This is a genomic window from Novosphingobium sp. 9U (assembly GCF_902506425.1).
Classification (GTDB): domain Bacteria; phylum Pseudomonadota; class Alphaproteobacteria; order Sphingomonadales; family Sphingomonadaceae; genus Novosphingobium.
In genome coordinates, this window is the sequence record NZ_LR732469.1 from 463,468 (window position 1) to 482,893 (window position 19,426).

Here is a 19,426-nt window from a genome sequence, read left to right on the forward strand (position 1 = left end):
GCTGGTGCCAAAATCGTTGCCGGCATCATGGCCGAAATCATGGCTTGTAGTCCGGCACGCGCTGGCCCTTCAGCAGCGCACCCGCGCCCTGCTCGTCGATCTTCTCGGTGACGTTGCGCAGCGCGCGGGTGGTGGCGCGCAGATCGCGGATCGCCGCCTCGGCCGACGGGATCGTCGAGGTGGAGACCTGCCGCAGCGCCGGCTGCGCGGTGTCGAGCGTCTTGTTGAGCTGCTCCATGGCCGCCTGTGCCGAACCCAGCGTCTGACGCAGCTGCACCGCGAGCGAGTTGCCCTCGTTGCCCAGCACGTCGTCTGCCTTGTCGGCGACGTTCTGGAACGATTGCAGCGTCAGCCGCGCCTGCGCCAGCGACTTCTGCAGCTCCACCATGGCGCCGCGGAATTCGGGCGTCGCGGACGAGATGTCGCGCGTCATCTTGTTGGTGTTCTCGAGGATACCGCTCAGCGACTTGCGGTTGTCCTCGTTCAGAAGCAGGTTGAGGTTCTCGGTCAGCGTCGCCAGCCGCTCCAGCAGCAGCGGCGCGTTGGAGAGGATTTCGCCTAGGCCGCCGCGCTTGGTCGGGATCACCGGCACGCCTTCAGGGCCCGGCTCGACGATCGGCGGGGCGCCCTTCTGCGCGCCTTCAAGCTGGATGTCGCTGACGCCCGTGAAGCTGCCCTGGATCGTCGCGCTGGTGCCCACGGTGATCGGCACCTTCTCGTCGACGCGGATGCGCACGCGGATGAAGCTGGGATCCTGCGGCCACAGCTCGATCTGGCTGATCTGGCCGACCGGAACGCCAGCGTAGGCGACCTCCGACCCTTTCGCCAGCCCGTCCACCGACTGCTTGAAGAAGATGTCGTATTCGTTCTGCGCGCCCTGATTCAGCCGCGCGATCCAGATCACGAAAGCAGCCAGCAGCGCCAGCAGCACCAGGGTGATCGCACCGACCCAGACGTGGTTTGCCCGTGTTTCCATCGCCTTTGCCTTATGCTCCGCCAGTGCCCTGGATGTCGGTATTCTTGATGCGGGCGTCGGTCGCGTCGAGCCCCTTGGTGGCGATCTGCGCGAGCGGCGCCCTTTCGGGCTCTTGCCGCTCCTCGCTCGCCTGCGCAGCCCGCCCGCGGGGTCCGTTGAAGTATTCCTGGATCCACGGATGATCGAGCGCGAGCAGTTCCGGGATCGTGCCGACCGCGATCACGGTCCTGTCCGCCAGCACCGCCACCCGGTCGCAGATGGCGTAAAGCGTGTCGAGATCGTGGGTGATCAGGAACACCGTCAGCCCCAGCGTCTCCTTCAGCTCGCGGGTGAGCTGGTCGAACGCCGCGGCGCCGATCGGATCCAGACCTGCAGTGGGCTCGTCCAGGAACAGCAGCTCGGGATCGAGCGCCAGTGCACGCGCCAGGCCAGCACGCTTCTTCATGCCGCCCGAAAGCTCGCTGGGGTACTTGAGCGCGGCCTCCTCGGACAAGCCGGAGAGCCGGACCTTGAAGCGCGCAATCTCGCTGCGCAGCGAGTCGGACATGTCCGGGTAGAACTGCTTGAGCGGCACTTCGACGTTCTCGCCCACGGTCAGCGTGGAGAACAGCGCGCCGCCCTGGAACAGCACGCCCCAGCGCGAGCGGATGTCGATCTCGCCGGGTTGCTCCTCGGGGTGCGTCATGTTGCGACCCAGCACGTGGATCTCGCCAGCGTCGGGCTGCTGCAGGCCGATGATCGAGCGCATCAGCACCGACTTGCCGGTGCCAGAGCCGCCGACCACGCCGAGGATTTCGCCCTTGCGGACCTCCAGCGACAGGTCCTCGTGGATGACATGCTCGCCAAACGAGTTGCGCAGGCCCTTGACCACGATCGGGAACTCCGGATCGTGGTCATGCGTGATAACAGGCGCCTCGGGTGCGTGCAGCTCGCTCATTTCCAGCCGATCTCGGTGAAGAATATGGCGAAAAATGCGTCGAGCACGATCACGGTGAAAATAGCGGTGACGACGGCCTGCGTGGTGCGCAGGCCCACTTCCTCGGCGTTCGCCTCCACCTGCATGCCCTGATAGCAGCCGGCGAGCGCGACGATGAGCGCGAACACCGGCGCCTTGATCAGGCCGATCCAAACGTCCGTGATCGGCACCACTTCCTGGGTGCGCTGGAGGAAGGTCAGGAACGGAATGTCGAGCGCGAAGTTCGAGATGAAGGCGCCGCCGATGATCGAGATCACCGAGGCGTAGAAGCCCAGCAGCGGCATCATCAGCACCGAGGCGAACACGCGCGGGATCACCAGCGCCTCCATCGGCGAAACGCCGATCGTGCGCATGGCATCGACCTCCTCGGTCAGCTTCATGGTGCCGATCTGCGCCGCGAAGGCCGAGCCCGAGCGGCCCGCGACCATGATCGAGGTCATCAGGATGCCCAGTTCGCGCATCGAGAGCCGGCCGGTCAGGTTGATCGTGTAGATCTCGGCACCGAACTGCTGCAGCTGCACCGCGCCTTGCTGAGCGATGACGATGCCGATCAGGAAGCTCATCAGCCCGATGATCCACAGCGAGTTCACGCCCACATACTGCATGTGGTGGATCATCGCGGTGCCGCGCAGCCGCGACGGGTGGCGCAAGACCTTGCCAGATGCGACGATCAGCGCGCCCAGGAAGCCCATGACGCTGACGAGGCCATGGCCCCAGTTGACAATCACGTCGCCCACTTCGTCCAGCGTGCGGGTGATCAGGCCCAGCCGGGGCTCTGCCGCCGGGTCGCTCTCATCGAGATCGCCGATCGCGGCGAACAGGCGCCGTGCCTGCTCGCTCTCGCCGACGATCTGCGCGTCGTGCTTGCGCGCGAAGCGGCTGACCAGCCAGGCGCCGGTCGTGTCGATGTCGGTCACCCCCGACATGTCGACGCGCTGGAACCCGGGGGTGACGCCGTCGAGCTTGGTATCGAGATTGCCCAGCGAGTGGACGCGCAACGGCCCCGTCAGCGCCAGGGTGGAAACGCCGCCTTCTTGCGTCTCGGCAAGGTTGAAGTCAGCCCATTCCCGCATGCTTGCTCGTAATGGGCGAAAATGGCTGGGGCGGCAAGTAGTTCCCCCTGAGCGGTGAGTTGGGTTTGCTCCCGCTCCTCTCCCCGGCGAGGAGAGAATGGCTCCGTCCTTGCCCCCACACGAGCACGGTGGCAAAGCGCCGCGCCATGACCGACGCCCAGAACAGCGACAGCGCACAGATGCTCGACAAGACCTTCGATCCCGCCGCGATCGAGGCGAAGTGGTACCAGCATTGGGAGAACACCGGCCTGTTCCGCCCCGAGCGGCCGGACGCGACGCCGTTCACCATCGTCAACCCGCCGCCGAATGTAACGGGTTCGCTGCACATCGGCCACGCGCTCGACAACACGCTGCAGGACGTGGTGATCCGCTACGAGCGGCTGCGCGGCAAGGACGCGCTGTGGGTGGTCGGCACGGACCATGCGGGCATCGCCACGCAGATGGTGGTCGAGCGCCAGATGGAGCAGCGCCAGGACAAGCGCACCAACTACACGCGCGAACAGTTCATCGACAAAGTCTGGGAGTGGAAGGCCGAAAGCGGCGGCACCATCACCGGCCAGCTGCGGCGCCTGGGCTGTTCGATGGACTGGTCGCGCGAGCAGTTCACCATGGATCCGCACTTCACCAAGGCCGTGGTGAAGGTGTTCGTCGACCTCTACAACCAGGGCCTGATCTACCGCGACAAGCGGTTGGTAAACTGGGACCCGCGGCTGAAGACCGCGATCTCCGACCTCGAGGTCGAGACGCGCGAGATCGACGGCAAGTTCTGGCACTTCAAGTACCCGCTGTCGGACGGCTCGGGCTACATTTCGGTCGCCACCACCCGGCCCGAGACGATGCTGGCCGACATGGCCGTCGCCGTGAACCCGGCTGACGAGCGCTATAAGCCGCTGCTCGACCGCAAGGCGACCGTGATCCTGCCGATCACCGGCCGCGAGATCCCGATCGTCGCCGACGAGCATGCCGATCCGGAGCTCGGCTCGGGCGCGGTGAAGATCACGCCGGGGCATGACTTCAACGACTTCGAAGTCGGCAAGCGCGCCGGCATCAAGGCGGCGGACATGCTCAACATGCTCGATGCCGAGGCGCATGTCTGCCAGACCGCCGACGGGCTGATCCCGGCCCAGCTCATCGGCATGGACCGCTTCGCTGCGCGCACGTGCGTCGTCGATCTGATGGAGCAGGCCGACCTGCTCGAAAAGGTCGAGGATCGCGTGATCCAGACGCCCTATGGCGACCGCGGCGGCGTGGTAATCGAGCCCTGGCTCACGGACCAGTGGTACGTCGATGCCGAGACGCTCGCCAAGGCGCCAATGGAAGCCGTCCGCTCGGGCGCCATTGAGATCGTGCCGAAGAGCTGGGAGAAGACGTTCTTCAACTGGATGGAAAACATCCAGCCTTGGTGCGTCAGCCGCCAGCTGTGGTGGGGTCATCGGATTCCGGCGTGGTATGCTGACGATGGCTCGATCTACGTAGCCGAGACCGTGGAAGAGGCGCAGGCGCAGGCCGGCAACAAGCCGATCAAGCGCGACGAGGACGTGCTCGACACCTGGTTCTCCAGCGCGCTCTGGCCGTTCGCCACGCTCGGCTGGCCGGACGACGATGCGCTGGTCGCGCGCCACTACCCCAACGATCTGCTGATTTCCGGCTTCGACATCCTGTTCTTCTGGGATGCGAGGATGGCGATGCAAGGCATTCATTTCATGAAGGAAGTGCCGTGGAAGCGGCTCTACCTCCATGGTCTGGTGCGCGCGGCGGACGGGCAGAAGATGTCCAAGTCCAAGGGCAACGTGGTCGATCCGCTCGGCCTCATCGACCAGTACGGCGCCGACGCGCTCCGCTTCTTCATGGCGGCCATGGAGAGCCAGGGACGCGACGTGAAGATGGATGAGAAGCGGGTCGAGGGTTACCGCAACTTCGCCACCAAGCTGTGGAATGCCGCGCGCTTCTGCCAGTCGAACGGCATCGGCGCGAGCCAGTCGGTGGCGGCGCCTGCGGCGACCTCCGCCGTCAACCGCTGGATCATCAGCGAAGTGATCGAGACGGTCGCGGCGCTGGACAAGGCGATGGCCGACTTGCGTTTCGATGCGGCCGCCAACACCATCTACCAGTTCGCCTGGAGCCAGTTCTGCGACTGGTACATCGAGCTGATCAAGGGCTCCTTCGACGAGGAAACCAGAGCGGTAGCTGGCTGGGTGCTCGACCAGATCCTGGTCATGCTCCACCCGTTCATGCCCTTCGTCACCGAAGAGCTCTGGTCGAAGATGGGCGATCGGCCGTACGAGCTGATCGTCGCCAAGTGGCCCGAGCCGGGAGCCCAAGTCGATGCGCAGGCCAAGGCCGAAGTCGAGTGGCTAATCTCCCTCATAGGCAACTTGCGCGGCGCCAAGGCCGAGCTCGGCATCGCGCCGGGTGCGCGGCTGACGGCTTACCTTGCCGAGCCTTCCGAGGCGACCCGCGCGGTGATCGAGCGCAACGGCGCTGCCATCGACCGGCTTGCGCGTCTGGACGCGATCCGGTTCGAGGCGGCTCCCGCGGGCGCCGCGATGCAGGTCGGTGCGGGTGACGCCATGCTGGCGATCCCGCTCGAAGGCGTGATCGATATCGCGGCCGAAAAGGCGCGGCTCGAAAAGGCGCTCGCGACTTCGGTGAAGGAGCGAGATTCTATCGCCAAGCGGCTGGAAAACCCCGCTTTTGCCGAGAAGGCTAAGCCCGAAGCGGTGGAGAAAGCCAAGGCCGACCACGCCACCCACGCAGCCGAGGCCGGGCGGTTGCAAGCGGCACTGGCGCGGCTAGGCTGACAGCCCCCTTTCTCTCACCGCCGGGGAGTGGGTGGTTAGTGCTAACCGAAAGCATTTTCCTACTTCGCGCCGATCTGTCATCTGCCGCGCCATGTTCGTCGTTTGCCCATCGCAGTCTGCTCCGGACACTGGCACGGGGACCCCGGCAAGTCTGCGTCTGGACACCGGCAATTGCGGCAACTCGAACGGCAACCGCCGATGCTGACCCTCGCAACCACCAACCCCGGCGAGCCGGAAATCTTCGCCTCGCTCCAAGGCGAAGGCGCGTCACTCGGTCGGCCGAGCACGTTCGTGCGCCTCTCGCGCTGCAACCTGGCGTGCCAGTGGTGCGACACTGCCTACACCTGGCGCTTCGAGGGCGATAACCGCCCGCACCGTGATGCGCTCGCCTTCGATCGCCAGGCCAACCAACTCACGCTGAGCGAGGACGATGTCGCCGCCCGCATTGGCGCACTCTCGCCCGACCGGCTGGTGATCACCGGCGGCGAGCCGCTGCTGCAAGGCGCAGCCCTCGCCCGCCTCGTAGCGTTGCTGCCCGGCATGCACGTCGAGATCGAAACCAACGGCACCGTCGCGCCCCATCCCGCGCTCGACGCGCAAGTGCACCAGTACAACGTCAGCCCCAAGCTGAGCCACAGTGGCAACCCGGCCGAGCTCGCGCTGATTCCCGAACGCCTCACCGCCTGGGCACAAGATGATCGCGCTTACTTCAAGTTCGTGGTGGCGGACCATGGTGATGTCGGCGAAGTGCTCGCGCTCCAGGCCACATACGGCATCCCCGGCGATCGCCTGTTCCTGATGGCAGAGGGCCGCAGCCCGGCCGAGCTGCACGCCCGCAACCGCTGGCTCAGCGATATCTGCCTAAAGCACGGCCTGCGCTTCACCGATCGCTTGCACATTCACCTCTACGGCGACACGAGAGGCACATGAACGAGGCGAGCCCCATACCCATCGGTGAGAACGCGGCAGAGATGCAGCCGACACCGCAGACGCCGCCTCCCGCTAAACCCGGCGCGATGAAGGGCGACCTGACGCAAGGGCCGATCCTGGGCACCTTGCTGACGTTCTCGGTGCCGATGCTGATCAGCTCGATCCTGCAGACACTGAACGGCTCGATTAACGCGATCTGGGTCGGCCGGCTGCTGGGCGAGAGCGCGCTAGCGGCGACTGCCAACGCCAACATCGTGATGTTCCTGCTGATCGCGCTGGTGATCGGTTTCGGCACCGCGACCACCGTGCGCGTCGGGCAATTCTTCGGCGCGCGCGACATCGAGGCGGCGCGCCGCAACTTCGGCACCGGCGTCGGCTTCTGCATCTTGCTGGGGGTGCTGACCGGCGTGGTCGGCTGGGTCTTTACCCGCGATATCCTGACGGCGCTGGGCACGCCCGAAGCCAGCGCAGAGCTGGCGCTGGCCTACCTCCAGGTGGTGTTCATCACGATCCCGTTCGGCGTGGTGTCGATGATGGTGTCCATGGGCATGCGCGGCGCGGGCGATTCCAAGACGCCGCTCTACGCGATGATCCTCACCGCGGCCGTCGACGTCGTGCTCAACCCATTGCTGATCATTGGCCCTGGCCCGCTGCCGACCCTGGGCATCGCCGGATCGGCCATGGCGACGGCCTTCGCCAATATCGCGGGCCTCGTGTTCCAGCTCTGGCGCATCTACGGGCAGGACCTGCCGCTGCGGCTGCGCGGGCCCGAGCTGCGCTACCTGATCCCGCAGGGCAATGCGCTGCGCTACATCGTCGCCAAGGGCATTCCGATGGGCGCGCAGATGGTGCTGGTCTCCTCGGCCGGGCTTGTGATGATCGGCCTCGTCAACCGCGAGGGGTTGAACGCCTCGGCGGCATACGGTGCCTCGTTGCAGCTATGGAACTACCTGCAGATGCCCGCCTTCGCGGTCAGCTCGGCGGTCAGCGCGATGGTGGCGCAGGCGCTGGGCGCGGGCAATCACAAGCGCGTGGGCGACGTGACCCGCGTCGGGCTCACCGCCACGCTGGCGATGTCGGTGGTGCTGGCCGCATTGATCGTGCTGGCCGATCGTCCGCTGCTCGCGCTGTTCCTGGGCGGCGAGAGCCCGGCGATGCCGATCGCGCAGCACATCCAGCTGGTCTGCACCGGGTCGTTCGTGATCATGTGCGTCACGATGATCCTGTCGGGTACCATGCGTGCGTATGGAGCGGTGATCGCACCCATGGCGATCATGTTCCTGGCGCTCTACCCGGCACGCCTGGGCTTCTATTACGCCGCCTACCCGCAACTGGGTGGAGAAGCCGTGTGGTGGGCCTATCCCGCTGGCTCAGTCGTCGCGGCGGGCCTGACGCTGGCGTATTACGTCTGGGGCAAGTGGCGGAAGGCTGCGGTTCTGCCGCCAAAGACGGGTGCGCCGGCGGCTTGAGCCGTTACTCTGTTCCCAATCGGAAAGAAGCCGCTTAGCGCCCCCCTGCCCGCCAGCGCTGGACGGTGCGCAGGATCATCTGCTGCTCGCCCCCGCTCTGACGCCACAGCTCGCTGAACGAGGGGTCGCCAGAAGCGGGTCGCTTGCGCTCCTCGAGGTCATCGAAGGCGACGCGGATCGGGATCGACACGCCTTCGCCGCAGATCACGCACTCGCGGTTGCGGAGCGCAGGGATCGCATCGAGGAACCCGCGCGCACCCTCAGGCATGGCCGCGCGCACGAAGGCCTGGTCGCGCTCGTTGTTGAGCCGCATGGCGACGATCGTGCCGCATTGCGACAGCACACCCTCGGCCAGATCGGACGGGCGCTGCGTGATCAGGCCGAGCGAGACGCCGTATTTGCGCCCTTCCTTGGCGATGCGCGAGAGAATGCGCCCTACCGACGAGCCATCAGCGTTCTTCTCACTGGGCACATAGCGATGCGCCTCTTCGCAGATCAGCAGGATCGGCTGCGTGCGCTCCTCGCGCGCCCAAACTGCAAAATCGAACACCAGGCGGCTGAGCACGGCGACAACGGTGGCGGTGATCTCGGACGGGACGCCCGATACGTCGATGATCGAGATCGGACGGCCGTTCGAAGGCAGCCGGAACAGCTGGCCGATGAACTCGGCCATGACGTCGCCCACCAGCATGCCTGCGAACATGAACTGGTAGCGCGGATCGGCCTTGATCTCGTCGATCTTGTTCTTAATCCGCATGTAGCCGGCGGTGGTCCGGCCCTTGTCGAGCTTCCCCATCTCGTTGTTGAGAATGACGCTGAGGTCGGACAGCAGGTACGGGATCGGGGCATCGACGGTGATGCGGCCAAGCTCCTGCGCCAGGCGATTGCGCTGGCGGGCCTCGAGCAGGCACTTGGCCAGGATCTCGGCATCCTCCAGTCGCTCATGCCCGCGGGCGGTCAGGAACACTTCGCAGTGCTCCTCAAAGTTCATCAGCCAGTACGGCATCTGCAGGTTGCTGACGTCCAGGATCACGCCATTGTCGCGAAACGCCGCGCCGTACTCGCCGTGCGGGTCAATCATCACGATGTGGCCTTCGGGCGCCGCCTCGCAGATGCGGTGGAGGATCAGCGCGGCCGTGGTCGACTTGCCGGTGCCGGTCGAGCCCAGCAGAGCAAAGTGCTTGCCTAGCAGGGCATCGACGTAGAGCCCGGCGCGGATATCCTGGCTAGGGTAGACGCTGCCCACCTCGATCACCGCGCGGCCGGTGCTGGCATAGACCTGCCGCAGGTCCTCGGTGGTGACTGGATAGACCAGCGAACCCGGTATTGGGTAGACGGTGACGCCGCGACGAAAGCCGAAGATGGCGCCGGTGCTCTTGTCGACGTCGCCCTCACCCAGGAAGTCGATCTGCGCGACGATGGCGTCGGCAGAGCCCGGATCCTGCTTCTGGCTGCGCACGCTGGCGAGGAGCCAGGTGTCGCCGGCCTTGATCTTCACCTGGCAGCCGACCTGGCCCGACAAGGCGAGCGTCTGGTCTGCATCGCGCGCGCATTCGGACAAGCGCGGTACATCGAGCACCACGCGCGATCCCGAGCCGGCGATCTCGATCACCATGCCGATCGGATCGGCCGCACTACCCGTCGCGACGGCGGAGCGGCGGTCCGATATGTCGGCGATATGGGCAGGACGCGCGTTCCCGAAGTCTGCCATGTGCGTGATCGTGTCCTTGGCGACGGCGAAGTCTATTCGCTTCAAGCACTAAGCGCGCAGGGTTAAAAACGCCCTAAGCCGGCCCGCCCGCCCTCGTCGCGGCGAATCAAACCAGCGCGAAGACCCGCCCTGCGAGCCAGCCCATGCCGATCGAGACGACCACCGCAAGCAAGCCGTATAGCAGGCCGTATCGGTCGGAAAACGCCGCGATTGCGCGCTCAATCCCGATCTTCCGCACCTCCACCGTGCTGCTGGCCGAGGCGACGACCCGGCCCTTGCTGACGGCAAAGGTCTCGGCCGTGTACGTGCCGATGGGCACGCGCGAGGGTAGGCCGATCCGTGCCTGGTAGAGCACTTGTTCGCTCACCTTCACGGCGCCTTCCTCCTGGCGATAGAGGCCATTGCCGGAGTTCAGCTTCACCAGACCGGCCGCGAAGCGCGCTTGTTCGGCCGGGTCGATCGAGCCGATGGGCGAGAGCTGCAGCCACTTGAGGCCAAGCTCATAGATCGCTGCAGTCTTGTCATCGACTATCTGGCTGATCGGCCGGGTCGAGGCGATCGCGTAATAGGAGGGCGCAGAGCGCAATTCGGCGCTGTCGACGTTGATCCAGATGCCGGCGACCTTCTGCTTCTCACGCACGACGATCGACTGGGTCGGGCCCTTCAGGACGATGATGATGTCGTAGTCTTGTGCCGCTCGCGTGCCCTCTGGATTGAGCACCGCCCCGAACAGCAACAACTCGGTGCCGGTGAAGCCCTGGCGCAGCAGAACCTCGTGCTGCGAGACCTCGGGGACCAGGATCGGCTCTCGCGCAGCGCCCAGAACCAGCAGGAGCAGCAAGGCAAACAGCGGCTTCAAAGCGGCGCTACCGTGTAGATCTCGTCCGGTCGGTAACCGAGGCCGAGCGCCATGCGGAGCGCGACCATGAGAACGATCACCGCGAGCAACAGGCGCAGCTTCACCGGGCTTGCCTTCTGCGCGAACTGCGCGCCGATCTGCGCGCCGGTGACCGAGCCGACCAGCAGCAGCGTGGCGAGCACGATGTCGACCGCCTTGGTGGTCAGCGCGTGCATCATCGTCGTCGCCATCGTCACGAACAGGATCTGGAACAGCGAGGTGCCGACGACGACATTGGCGCTCATGCCCAGGATGTAGAGCATCGCCGGCACCAGCACGAAGCCGCCGCCGATACCCATCAGCATGGTGAGAATACCGGTCGCCATGCCCAGCAGCAGCGGCGCGAGCGGCGAAATGTAGAGGCCGGAGCGATAGAAGCGCCAGCGCATCGGCAGGTTGGCCACGAGAGGATGGTGGCGCCGCTTGCGCGCGGGCAACGGGACGCCGGTGCGCTCCGCCCGCAGCGTCTGGATGCTTTCGCGCGCCATGAGGCTGCCGATCGAGCCGAGCAGCACGACGTAGAGGATGTTGATCACGGTATCGATCTGGCCGAGCCGCTCGAGCAGGTTGAACAACAGCGCGCCGATGCCGGTACCGATGATGCCGCCCGCCACCAGCACGCCGCCCATCTGGTAATCGACCCCGCCGCGCCGCGAGTGTGCAAAGGCGCCCGAGACGCTCGCGCCGGTCACCTGGCTCGCGGCGGAGGCGGCGGCGACCGTAGGCGGGATGCCGTAGAAGATCATCAGCGGCGTCGTCAGGAACCCGCCGCCCACGCCGAACATGCCCGAGAGCAGGCCGGTCAGCAGTCCCAGGCCAACGATGATGAGGCCGTTGACCGAGAGGTTGGCGATAGGCAGGTAGACGTCCACGACCCAGCCTCGCTAGCCTACCCGTGTGGCCGAGAAAAGGCGCGTTGCGGCGCGACCGGCGTTATGCGGTGAGTTCTGTCGATCCGGCTTCAGAACCCCGTAGCCAGGGTCAGTGCCGGACCCGAGTCCGGTTCGGCGTTGCCAGTGACGCGGAAGCGGTAGTCGACGGCGACCCGGCCGAACATCTTGGATGTCAGCGGGAGCGTCACCGTCGCGCCCGGCCCCGCGTCGAGCCGCGACGCGCCCTTTTGGATTCCGCCCCAGGCGCCGGCGCCGACCCGCGCCTCGATCCGGCCCACGCTGAGGAGCGAGCGATCGACCCGCAGCTGCCCATCGGCGAAAGCCGTGGCATAGCGGCCGCCGACATATCCCGCTTGGCCGTAGACCTCTGCGCGCAAGGCGCCGGGCAGCGCGAGCGGCGGCACTTCGGTGACCGCGATCACCGCGGGCTGGACCCGGCGCGAGCCGTTGGCATCCGTCACTCGAGCTTCGACGCCGGCAACGATCGGCAACGACGGCAAGGGTCGGCCGGAGAAGCCGAGCGCCGCCGAGGATTCGCGGAAGGTCCCGAGCGACGTGGTCGTGCGCACGTAGGCGGTCGGCCGGTGCGCATCCTTGAGGCTGAGGCGATAGCGGAACACCGCGCCCGTCTGGCTTGCGCCGTAAGTGGCAGGCAGGGTGCCGGGCGCAGGGGCGATGCCGAAATCCTTGCGCAAAAGTGCCCAGGCGTCTCCCGACCAGCGGCTGCGCTGTCCGATCAGGCGGTCCATCCGCCCACCCAGCAGCGTTCCCGACTCGCCAAGATGGGCTGTGGCTGGAGCGCTCGGCGACGTCTCGAACGTGCCGAACTGTTCCTCGCGGCGGGTGGCGGCAATGGGACGGTCCTGCGGGAAGCCCGGGAAAAAGCTTTCGCTCTCCGGTGCCATCGCCATCCGCGCCGGCAAGCGCTGGACCTGCCCCGGCATCGCAGGCCCTGGGACGTAATAGACAGGCACGTACTGTACGCTAGGCGCGAACATCATCGGCGGTCCGGCATAAGCCTGAGCGGGATAGGCTTGGCTCGGATACGACAGCGGCCCGGCATAGTACGCCGCCCCTTGTGGCCCGACATGCCCCTCCGTGGCCGCTGTCGCGGTGCCGACGGTCAGCACCGCCTCGGGCAGGTTCATGCCGCCATCCGAGCCGATGCTGGTGACCCGCGCCCCCACCCAGCCGAGCAGCAGCGCGCCCAGCACTACAAGCGGCTGCCCACGCAGGCGGCGGCGAGCGGGCGCGTTCATGCCGCCGCCTGCAGCGTGGCGGGATGGTGGCTATGCTCGGTCTTGTCCCAAATCACCGCGCCCCCTCGCAAGGTGCGCATGTAGGAGGCAAGCGCGCGCCGCCCCGCCATGATCGCGATGATGTTGGCGACGAACATGCGCGGGATCGAGCGCAAGCCCTCGGCCCATCCGTACTCGCGCGCGGTGAAGGCGAACCGCATCGCCACGCGCCAGATCATGCTGGCGAGGCACACCCACAGCATGATTCTGAGCCCCGGTGACGTGCGCACGGGCGTGACGAGGCCCGCGAGTTTGGCGGCGAACAGCACACCTGTCAGGCACAGCCACCCGTACGCAGCGGCGAGCACGACCGCCATCAGCGGACCGCGCCGGTCACGCAGCCGCATCCAGCCATCGACAGGCCGGCGCGACCAGCCGAGCCGGTCCCAGCCCTGCAGCGCGATGCCGTGGATCCACCGCGTCTTCTGGCGCACGGCCGTCTCCAGCGTCGCCGGGAAATAGGCGCGGGTCGCGACCAACCTGCCGTCGGCATCGCGCACCCGCAGGAAGCGCGAGCGGCCACCGGCATGCGAGAAGAGCAGCCCGAGTTCGTAATCCTCGGTCAGGCACTCGGATGCGAAGGGTCCGTTGCCGCCCTCCGCCTCGCGCACCTTGGCGAGCGCTCCCAGCCGCTCGCGTCCGAAGCCACAGCCCACGCCCGCCGCCGGGATCGGTGCGCCGAGCGCGTCACGCACCACCAGCGTCTTGCCGTGCGCTTCGGCGAACTCGTCCGAGTAGTGCCCCGCGATCCATGTCGAGCTTGGCTGTGGTTCGGGCAAAACCGGCAGCTGCACGAAGTCCGCATCGGCTAGGCCGGAGGCGATCACGGCGATGGCATCGGCGTGCACCATGTCCTCCGCATCGTGCATCACCACGCCCGCAAAGCGCCGCCGCTCGCGCCCCTCGTCGTCGCACATGGCGCGGTAGACGCGGTTGAGGCAGTCGGCCTTCGTCGTGGGGCCGGGACGATCGTGGATGACGATCCGCAGGCGCGGATCGCCCGCGGCACCTGCCATGGCAGCAGCGACCGTCACCGGATCGTTGCCATAGCAGCCTACGTAGAGCCGGAGGTCCCGCTGAGGCCAGACGCGCAGGGCATGGCCGATGGTGTGGCCGATGACCTGCGACTCCTTCCAGGCCGCGATGTAGACGGCGATCGCACCGGGGCGAGCTGCGGCGTCGGCGATCCGAGGCGACTTCGTCTTGAACGCTCTCAGCACCAACCACACGCAATCGACGGCGAATTCATCGAGAGCGCCGAGCACGAACCAGAACGCCGCGAAATACAGCAGCTCCTGCTCCAGCAGCTGCACCCCCGAGAGAATCGATCGGATCACATCTTCAGGCATGGTCTGAACCCCCGAAGCGCATCGTAGGAATACTTAGAAGGTCCCGCTATTTACAATCCTGTAACCATGTCCTGAGCGCTGCCGGTGAGCGGACCCTGCAGCTTGCCCTCGGCGACCACATCGGGGAGAGGATGCTGATGTCTCGACACCCAGCCAACCGCCTCGCGTCAGCCATCAACCGCATAGCGCGAGGGGAAGCTGCCGGTGGTTTGTTGCTGATCGCCGTAGCGGCGGCGGCGATGCTGGCGGCGAATTCGCCTCTGCAGCACGGCTACCATGAACTGTTCCATGCGGCCCTGCCCTGGTCGCCGGTTCCCAAGCTCGACACACTGCACCTGTGGATCAACGACGCGCTGATGGCGGTGTTCTTCTTCGTCGTCGGTTTGGAGATCAAGCGCGAGGTCCTGCAAGGCGGCCTCTCGGACCCGCGTCGCCGCCGCCTGCCGGTGTTCGCCGCCGCCGCCGGGATGGCGATGCCTGCCCTGGTCTATCTGCTCGTGGCGGGTGACGGCGGCGAAGTGCCGCGTGGCTGGGCCATCCCGGCCGCCACCGACATAGCGTTTGCCGTGGGGGTGCTCGGCCTCATCGGCAAGCGCGTGCCGGCATCGCTGCGGCTGTTCCTGCTGACGGTCGCCATCGTCGATGACCTAGGCGCAGTGACGATCATCGCGGTGTTCTACACGCCGTCCGTCGACCTGGCCTGGGGCCTGGGCGCGCTGGCATTCTTCGCTGGACTGGTCGCCGCCAATCGCAGCAGAGTGCGCCGTGTGCCGGTGTTCCTGCTGCTGGGCCTCGGGCTTTGGCTCTGCGTCCTCTACTCCGGCATCCATGCGACGATCGCGGGCGTGCTCGCGGCTTTCACCGTACCGCTGCGCAACAATGCGGCCGGAGACAGCATGCTGCTGCGCCTGGAGCATGCGCTGGTGCCGTGGAACAGCTTCGTCGTGGTGCCCCTGTTCGGGTTCGCCAATGCTGGCGTCGCGCTGGCGGGAGCAGGCCTGTCCGCCGTGCTGGACCCGGTGCCTCTCGCCATCGCGCTCGGCCTGTTCGCCGGCAAGCAGCTGGGCATCATGGCCGCGCTTGTCGCTGCCCGGGCGCTCGGCTTTGCAGCGCTTCCGGCGGGCGCCAGCTGGATGCAGCTGTGGGGCATGGCGATCCTGTGCGGGATCGGCTTCACCATGAGCCTGTTCATCGGCGCCCTAGCCTTCCCCCACCATCCGCAACTGGTGGAAGAAGCAAAGCTGGGCGTGCTCGCCGGATCGCTGCTGTCGGCGCTGCTCGGCTATGCCGTGCTCAGGTTGGCACCGACGCGGACGGCGTGAAGCCTACCAGCTGCCGACGTTGGGCATGCTCGTCCAGGGCTCCTGCGCGGGCAGGCGCCCGTCCTGCAGCAGCTCGACCGAGATCCCGTCGGGCGAGCGGACGAAGGCCATATGCCCATCGCGCGGCGGGCGGTTGATGGTGACGCCCGCGTCCTGCAGACGCTGGCACGTCTCGTAGATGTCGTTGACCCGATAGGCGAGGTGCCCGAAGTTACGGCCGGCGGCATATTCCTCCGGGTCCCAGTTGTGCGTCAGCTCGACTTCGGCGACGCCCTCCTGCCCCGGTGCCGCCAGGAAGATCAGGGTGAAGCGTCCGGCCTCGTTGGACACGCGCCGGACTTCCTGGAGGCCGATCAGCTCGAAGAAGCGGATGGTGGCGTCGGGGTCGCTGACGCGGATCATGGTGTGGAGGAACTGGGTCATGTGCGGCCTCGTCTGTCGATCCTGGCGCGAGCATGCGGCGCTCGCGGACATGAGGCGCCAAGTGCCCGATCCGGCGCACGATCGCAAGGCAAGCGGCCTGGGCCCAAACGCGAAGAGCCCGCCCGGATCGCTCCGGACGGGCTCTTGAGCGGATCTACGTGGTGATCAGAAGGTGGCGGTCAGCGTGCCGACCACGGTGTCGTCGGTGTAGCTGTCTACGCTCGCGCCCGAGACGCCGACGTAGGAGACGCTGGCCGAAAGCGGACCGAACAGGGTCATCGATGCGCCGATCGAATAGTCCCAGCCGCTCTTGTCGGCATTGCAGTAGTAGCACGGAGCCAGGCTGCCGTCGGTGTAGCCGATGTGGCCCGATACGGTCAGCGGCGTGCTGGGAACGCCGATGTCGACGTTGCCGTAGACGTAGAGGTTGTCGTCCTTGCGGCCGGTGTAGAAGTTGGGCAGCGCATCCTGCTTCCAGGCGTAGGCGGCACCGACCTTGATCTTGGCAGGACCGGCCTGGCCGCTGACCGAGGCGTAGGGCTCGAAGAATTCGGAGTCGGCCCCGCGGCCGTTCGGATAGGCGTAGTACAGCAGACCCGCGTCCAGCGTCAGGCCAGGGCTGACTTCACCGGTCCAGCCGCCGAACAGGTCGACCTCGGTGCTGCCATATGCATCGCCCACGTCGAGCGACGAAGCCCAAGTCGCGATGTAGAAGCCGCTCGAGTGCGAGATCGTGATGCCGCCCTGAACGGCGATGTCGCCACCGGACTGCGACACGCCGCGGAAGCGGTAGTCGCTGGTGAGCGCGACGTTGCCGGTGACCGTGATCTCCTTCGGAGGGCTGGTCTCATCCTGGGCAAAGGCGGGCGTCGCGGCGAATGCGGAGCACGCAAGCAGAGAGGCGGCGAAAACGCCGCGGACGGACGTGGACATGTGCAAATTCCCTCACAAGTTCTATTTCAGACTTGTCCCACCTGCTGCTGCCAAGCCTCTTGGTTCGGGCCCTCTATCGACAGCCATCGTTGGCTGCACCGATCTGCTGCATTGCACAACTTATTTCTGAACCATTGCGAAAGATTGCTGGCCGCAGTGTTGATTTGAGGCAACTTGTTCAGGATGCGGCCACGTCTTGCCCGCTAATGCGCGAGCGGATATGATGCAGCGCAACACAATGAAAAGCTTACTTCGCCAGTTCACGGACAAGCTCACAGGCAGGCCCGCGCAGCCTCCTCGACCGACGGCAGCGGCCGCTACGCCCCCGGGTACCAGGGTCTACGCCGTAGGCGACATCCACGGCCGGCTCGACTTGTTCGAAGAAATGATTCGCTCGATCGAAGCGGACGACGCGCGGCGCAAGCCGGCGCGCACCAGCATCGTGCTGCTGGGTGACCTGATCGATCGCGGGCCGGACAGTGCCGGCGTGGTTGCGCGCGCGCGTGACTGGGCGAAGCAGCGCGCGATCAAGCTGATCATGGGCAACCATGAGGAGATGTTCCTCGACAGCTTCAGCAAGCAGGGCATCCTGCGCAGCTTCATGCGCTTTGGGGGTCGGGTCACGCTGCTCTCCTACGGCGTGTCGGCACGGGTTCTGGGCGAGGCCGAGGGCGAAGAACTGCAGCGGATCATGGCCGATGCAGTGCCGCAGGAAGATCGCGATTTCATCGCCGGGTTCGAAAAGATGGTTCGTTTCGGCGACTACGTATTCGTCCATGCCGGAGTGCGGCCCGACATGCCGCTCGAGCGTCAGACCGGCCAGGACTGCCGCTGGATCCGTGAGCCTTTCCTCAGCCATGGCGGCGATTTCGGCGGCATGATCGTCCACGGCCACACCGTGACCGACAAGCCCGAGCTGATGCACAATCGCATCGGCATCGATACCGGCGCCTTCATGAGCGGCAAGCTGACTGCGATCGGCCTCGAAGGCACCCAGCGCTGGCTGATCCAGGCGTGCGAGCAGGAAAGCGGCGAGATCGCGTCGGTCGCGCAAGCCGCCTGATCGCCGCGAGCCTGGCGGGGGCTGCGCGAAAGCCGATCAGGATTACCACGCGTTAACAGTATCTTTTCGGGTCCACCTTATGCCCACATCAAGGATACTTGGTGTGGGTTATGCGCGTCGATCTTCTGACCCTATATTGCCTGGCTGTCGGCACGCTCCTGCTCAGCACCGCCATGACGCTGTGGGAGTGCCCTGCCCGCCCGAAGCGCTCGCGAGAGATGATGGTGCTCGCCGGTGGCTACTTCGCACTTGCCATGGGCTGCGCGCTTGCCACCACCAGGGACTCGCTGCCTGGCGCGCTGGGCGCCGCGCTCAGCAACGTCACGATGCTGGGCGGGTACCTGCTGATCCTTCATGGCGTCGCGGTTCTTGATAAGCGCAGCCACCGTCGCGCGAGCATAGGCTTGCTAGCGTTGTCGGTCGTCGCCTGGGCAGTCGGTGGCGCGATGTGGCAGGTGCAGTTCTGGAATTACCTGAGCGCGTTGCCGATCGCGCTCGTAAGCGCCGCCACCGCATGGGAAATGGCCCGCAACCGGGCCTTGCGCACCATGCGTGCACGTCCGATCGTGATCGCCGTCGCGGGCGTGCACGCGCTGTTCTACCTTGGCCGAAGCTTCGCGCTTCCCGCGTTCGCGAGCGTCTACGGCATTGAGGCAGTGACGCTCGCCGGCAAGGTCACGATGTACGAAGGCGTGCTCTACTCGGTCGGTCTGCCGATGGCCTTGCTGGCGCTGGTGCGCGAGGAGGCGCATGCACAACTGCTCGAAGCTTCGCAGACCGACTACCTGACCGGCCTGGGCAATCGCCGCTGGTTCTTTGAGCAGGGCGAGGCGGTCCTGTTAAACACGCGCGGAGGCGCGCTGCTGGCATTCGATCTCGATCACTTCAAGGCGATCAACGACCGGCATGGTCACGCGACTGGCGACCAGGTGCTGCGCCACTTCTCGCGTGTCGTGCGCAAGGCAGCGGGACCCGACGCAATCGTCGCGCGACTGGGCGGAGAGGAGTTCGCAGCCGTGCTGCCCGGCCATGACCGCAAGAGCGCAAGCCTGATCGGGGATGCCGTGGTGCGGGGCCTTGCCGCCGTGCTGGTCCACGATGCGCAGGGGGAGCCTGTCAGCGCGACCGTCAGCATTGGCGTGGCCGAACTCGGCAGCGACGGCCTCGAACTCAGCAGCCTGCTCTCGGCAGCCGATCGTGCGCTCTATCTCGCCAAGGCGCGCGGTCGCAATCGCATCGAGTTCGCCCCGCCACTCGTCTGTGCGGCGGCCTGAGCAGGTCGGCCTACAAGACCCTGACGAGCCGGCGGAA

At 66.4% G+C, this 19,426-nt stretch carries 16 protein-coding genes; 6 read left to right on the forward strand and 10 right to left on the reverse strand.

Annotated elements, in window-relative coordinates; genetic code table 11:
* Positions 1-37 precede the first annotated feature (37 nt).
* From GV044_RS02125 to GV044_RS02135, 3 genes are read right to left on the reverse strand one after another with little or no spacing between them, the layout of a single operon-like run.
* Positions 38-976 carry an MlaD family protein gene (locus GV044_RS02125; protein ID WP_159864796.1) on the reverse strand — a complete coding sequence of 313 codons (939 nt, stop codon included), beginning with the start codon at positions 974-976 and terminating at the stop codon, positions 38-40.
* Positions 977-986: 10 nt separating this feature from the next.
* Positions 987-1,913, reverse strand: a complete 927-nt coding sequence (locus GV044_RS02130) for an ABC transporter ATP-binding protein (RefSeq protein ID WP_159864799.1) — start codon at positions 1,911-1,913, stop codon at positions 987-989.
* Positions 1,910-3,025, reverse strand: a complete 1,116-nt coding sequence (locus GV044_RS02135) for an MlaE family lipid ABC transporter permease subunit (RefSeq protein ID WP_159864802.1) — start codon at positions 3,023-3,025, stop codon at positions 1,910-1,912. The genes GV044_RS02130 and GV044_RS02135 overlap by 4 nt, the downstream gene beginning before the upstream one ends.
* Positions 3,026-3,171: 146 nt before the next feature.
* Here GV044_RS02135 and GV044_RS02140 point away from each other — a divergent pair, with 146 nt between their 5' ends.
* From GV044_RS02140 to GV044_RS02150, 3 genes are all read left to right on the forward strand, one after another.
* Positions 3,172-5,826, forward strand: coding sequence for a valine--tRNA ligase (locus tag GV044_RS02140; RefSeq protein ID WP_159864805.1), 2,655 nt, complete (start codon positions 3,172-3,174; stop codon positions 5,824-5,826).
* A gap of 198 nt (positions 5,827-6,024) precedes the next feature.
* Positions 6,025-6,756, forward strand: a complete 732-nt coding sequence (locus tag GV044_RS02145) for a 7-carboxy-7-deazaguanine synthase QueE (RefSeq protein WP_159864808.1) — start codon at positions 6,025-6,027, stop codon at positions 6,754-6,756.
* On the forward strand, positions 6,753-8,225 hold the full coding sequence (locus tag GV044_RS02150) for an MATE family efflux transporter (protein ID WP_159864812.1): 1,473 nt from the start codon (positions 6,753-6,755) through the stop codon (positions 8,223-8,225). Before GV044_RS02145 ends, GV044_RS02150 begins: the two co-directional genes overlap by 4 nt.
* A 34-nt stretch (positions 8,226-8,259) precedes the next feature.
* Here the strand turns inward: GV044_RS02150 and GV044_RS02155 are convergent, their stop codons facing one another.
* From GV044_RS02155 to GV044_RS02175, 5 genes are all read right to left on the reverse strand, one after another.
* A complete protein-coding gene (locus tag GV044_RS02155; RefSeq protein WP_159870711.1) occupies positions 8,260-9,936 on the reverse strand; it encodes an ATP-binding protein in 1,677 nt (558 codons plus the stop codon).
* A 106-nt stretch (positions 9,937-10,042) separates the two neighbouring features.
* On the reverse strand, positions 10,043-10,795 hold the full coding sequence (locus GV044_RS02160) for a TIGR02186 family protein (protein ID WP_159864816.1): 753 nt from the start codon (positions 10,793-10,795) through the stop codon (positions 10,043-10,045).
* Complete coding sequence (locus GV044_RS02165) at positions 10,792-11,706, reverse strand: sulfite exporter TauE/SafE family protein (RefSeq protein ID WP_159864819.1); 915 nt, start codon at positions 11,704-11,706, stop codon at positions 10,792-10,794. The genes GV044_RS02160 and GV044_RS02165 overlap by 4 nt, the downstream gene beginning before the upstream one ends.
* Positions 11,707-11,795: 89 nt before the next feature.
* Positions 11,796-12,986 carry a hypothetical protein gene (locus tag GV044_RS02170; protein ID WP_159864822.1) on the reverse strand — a complete coding sequence of 397 codons (1,191 nt, stop codon included), beginning with the start codon at positions 12,984-12,986 and terminating at the stop codon, positions 11,796-11,798.
* Positions 12,983-14,374, reverse strand: a complete 1,392-nt coding sequence (locus tag GV044_RS02175) for a glycosyl transferase family protein (protein WP_159864825.1) — start codon at positions 14,372-14,374, stop codon at positions 12,983-12,985. Before GV044_RS02175 ends, GV044_RS02170 begins: the two co-directional genes overlap by 4 nt.
* A 131-nt stretch (positions 14,375-14,505) precedes the next feature.
* On the opposite strand from GV044_RS02175, the gene nhaA reads away from it, so the two are divergent.
* Positions 14,506-15,696 (forward strand): Na+/H+ antiporter NhaA, encoded by a 1,191-nt coding sequence (gene nhaA, locus GV044_RS02180; RefSeq protein ID WP_159864828.1) that lies wholly within the window; start codon positions 14,506-14,508, stop codon positions 15,694-15,696.
* A 3-nt stretch (positions 15,697-15,699) separates the two neighbouring features.
* Here the strand turns inward: nhaA and GV044_RS02185 are convergent, their stop codons facing one another.
* Together GV044_RS02185 and GV044_RS02190 are read right to left on the reverse strand one after the other, a co-directional pair.
* On the reverse strand, positions 15,700-16,119 hold the full coding sequence (locus GV044_RS02185) for a VOC family protein (RefSeq protein WP_159864831.1): 420 nt from the start codon (positions 16,117-16,119) through the stop codon (positions 15,700-15,702).
* A 165-nt stretch (positions 16,120-16,284) separates the two neighbouring features.
* Entirely contained in the window at positions 16,285-17,052 is a 768-nt protein-coding gene (locus tag GV044_RS02190; protein ID WP_159864834.1) for a TorF family putative porin, read from the reverse strand.
* A 238-nt stretch (positions 17,053-17,290) separates the two neighbouring features.
* Between GV044_RS02190 and GV044_RS02195 the strand changes: the two genes are divergently transcribed.
* Together GV044_RS02195 and GV044_RS02200 are read left to right on the forward strand one after the other, a co-directional pair.
* A complete protein-coding gene (locus tag GV044_RS02195) occupies positions 17,291-18,115 on the forward strand; it encodes a metallophosphoesterase family protein (RefSeq protein WP_159864837.1) in 825 nt (274 codons plus the stop codon).
* Between the two features lie 110 nt (positions 18,116-18,225).
* Positions 18,226-19,389, forward strand: coding sequence for a diguanylate cyclase (locus tag GV044_RS02200; RefSeq protein WP_159864840.1), 1,164 nt, complete (start codon positions 18,226-18,228; stop codon positions 19,387-19,389).
* Positions 19,390-19,426: the final 37 nt, after the last annotated feature.

Bases quoted from the DNA above. Each gene is read 5' to 3' on its own strand.
- GV044_RS02155 (WP_159870711.1), bottom strand. From the start codon at position 9,936: ATGGCAGACTTCGGGAACGCGCGTCCTGCCCATATCGCCGACATATCG.
- GV044_RS02135 (WP_159864802.1), bottom strand. From the start codon at position 3,025: ATGCGGGAATGGGCTGACTTCAACCTTGCCGAGACGCAAGAAGGCGGC.
- GV044_RS02150 (WP_159864812.1), top strand. From the start codon at position 6,753: ATGAACGAGGCGAGCCCCATACCCATCGGTGAGAACGCGGCAGAGATG.
- GV044_RS02190 (WP_159864834.1), bottom strand. From the start codon at position 17,052: ATGTCCACGTCCGTCCGCGGCGTTTTCGCCGCCTCTCTGCTTGCGTGC.
- GV044_RS02200 (WP_159864840.1), top strand. From the start codon at position 18,226: ATGCGCGTCGATCTTCTGACCCTATATTGCCTGGCTGTCGGCACGCTC.
- GV044_RS02140 (WP_159864805.1), top strand. From the start codon at position 3,172: ATGACCGACGCCCAGAACAGCGACAGCGCACAGATGCTCGACAAGACC.
- GV044_RS02125 (WP_159864796.1), bottom strand. From the start codon at position 976: ATGGAAACACGGGCAAACCACGTCTGGGTCGGTGCGATCACCCTGGTG.
- GV044_RS02195 (WP_159864837.1), top strand. From the start codon at position 17,291: ATGAAAAGCTTACTTCGCCAGTTCACGGACAAGCTCACAGGCAGGCCC.
- GV044_RS02130 (WP_159864799.1), bottom strand. From the start codon at position 1,913: ATGAGCGAGCTGCACGCACCCGAGGCGCCTGTTATCACGCATGACCAC.
- GV044_RS02175 (WP_159864825.1), bottom strand. From the start codon at position 14,374: ATGCCTGAAGATGTGATCCGATCGATTCTCTCGGGGGTGCAGCTGCTG.
- nhaA (WP_159864828.1), top strand. From the start codon at position 14,506: ATGCTGATGTCTCGACACCCAGCCAACCGCCTCGCGTCAGCCATCAAC.
- GV044_RS02170 (WP_159864822.1), bottom strand. From the start codon at position 12,986: ATGAACGCGCCCGCTCGCCGCCGCCTGCGTGGGCAGCCGCTTGTAGTG.
- GV044_RS02185 (WP_159864831.1), bottom strand. From the start codon at position 16,119: ATGACCCAGTTCCTCCACACCATGATCCGCGTCAGCGACCCCGACGCC.
- GV044_RS02145 (WP_159864808.1), top strand. From the start codon at position 6,025: ATGCTGACCCTCGCAACCACCAACCCCGGCGAGCCGGAAATCTTCGCC.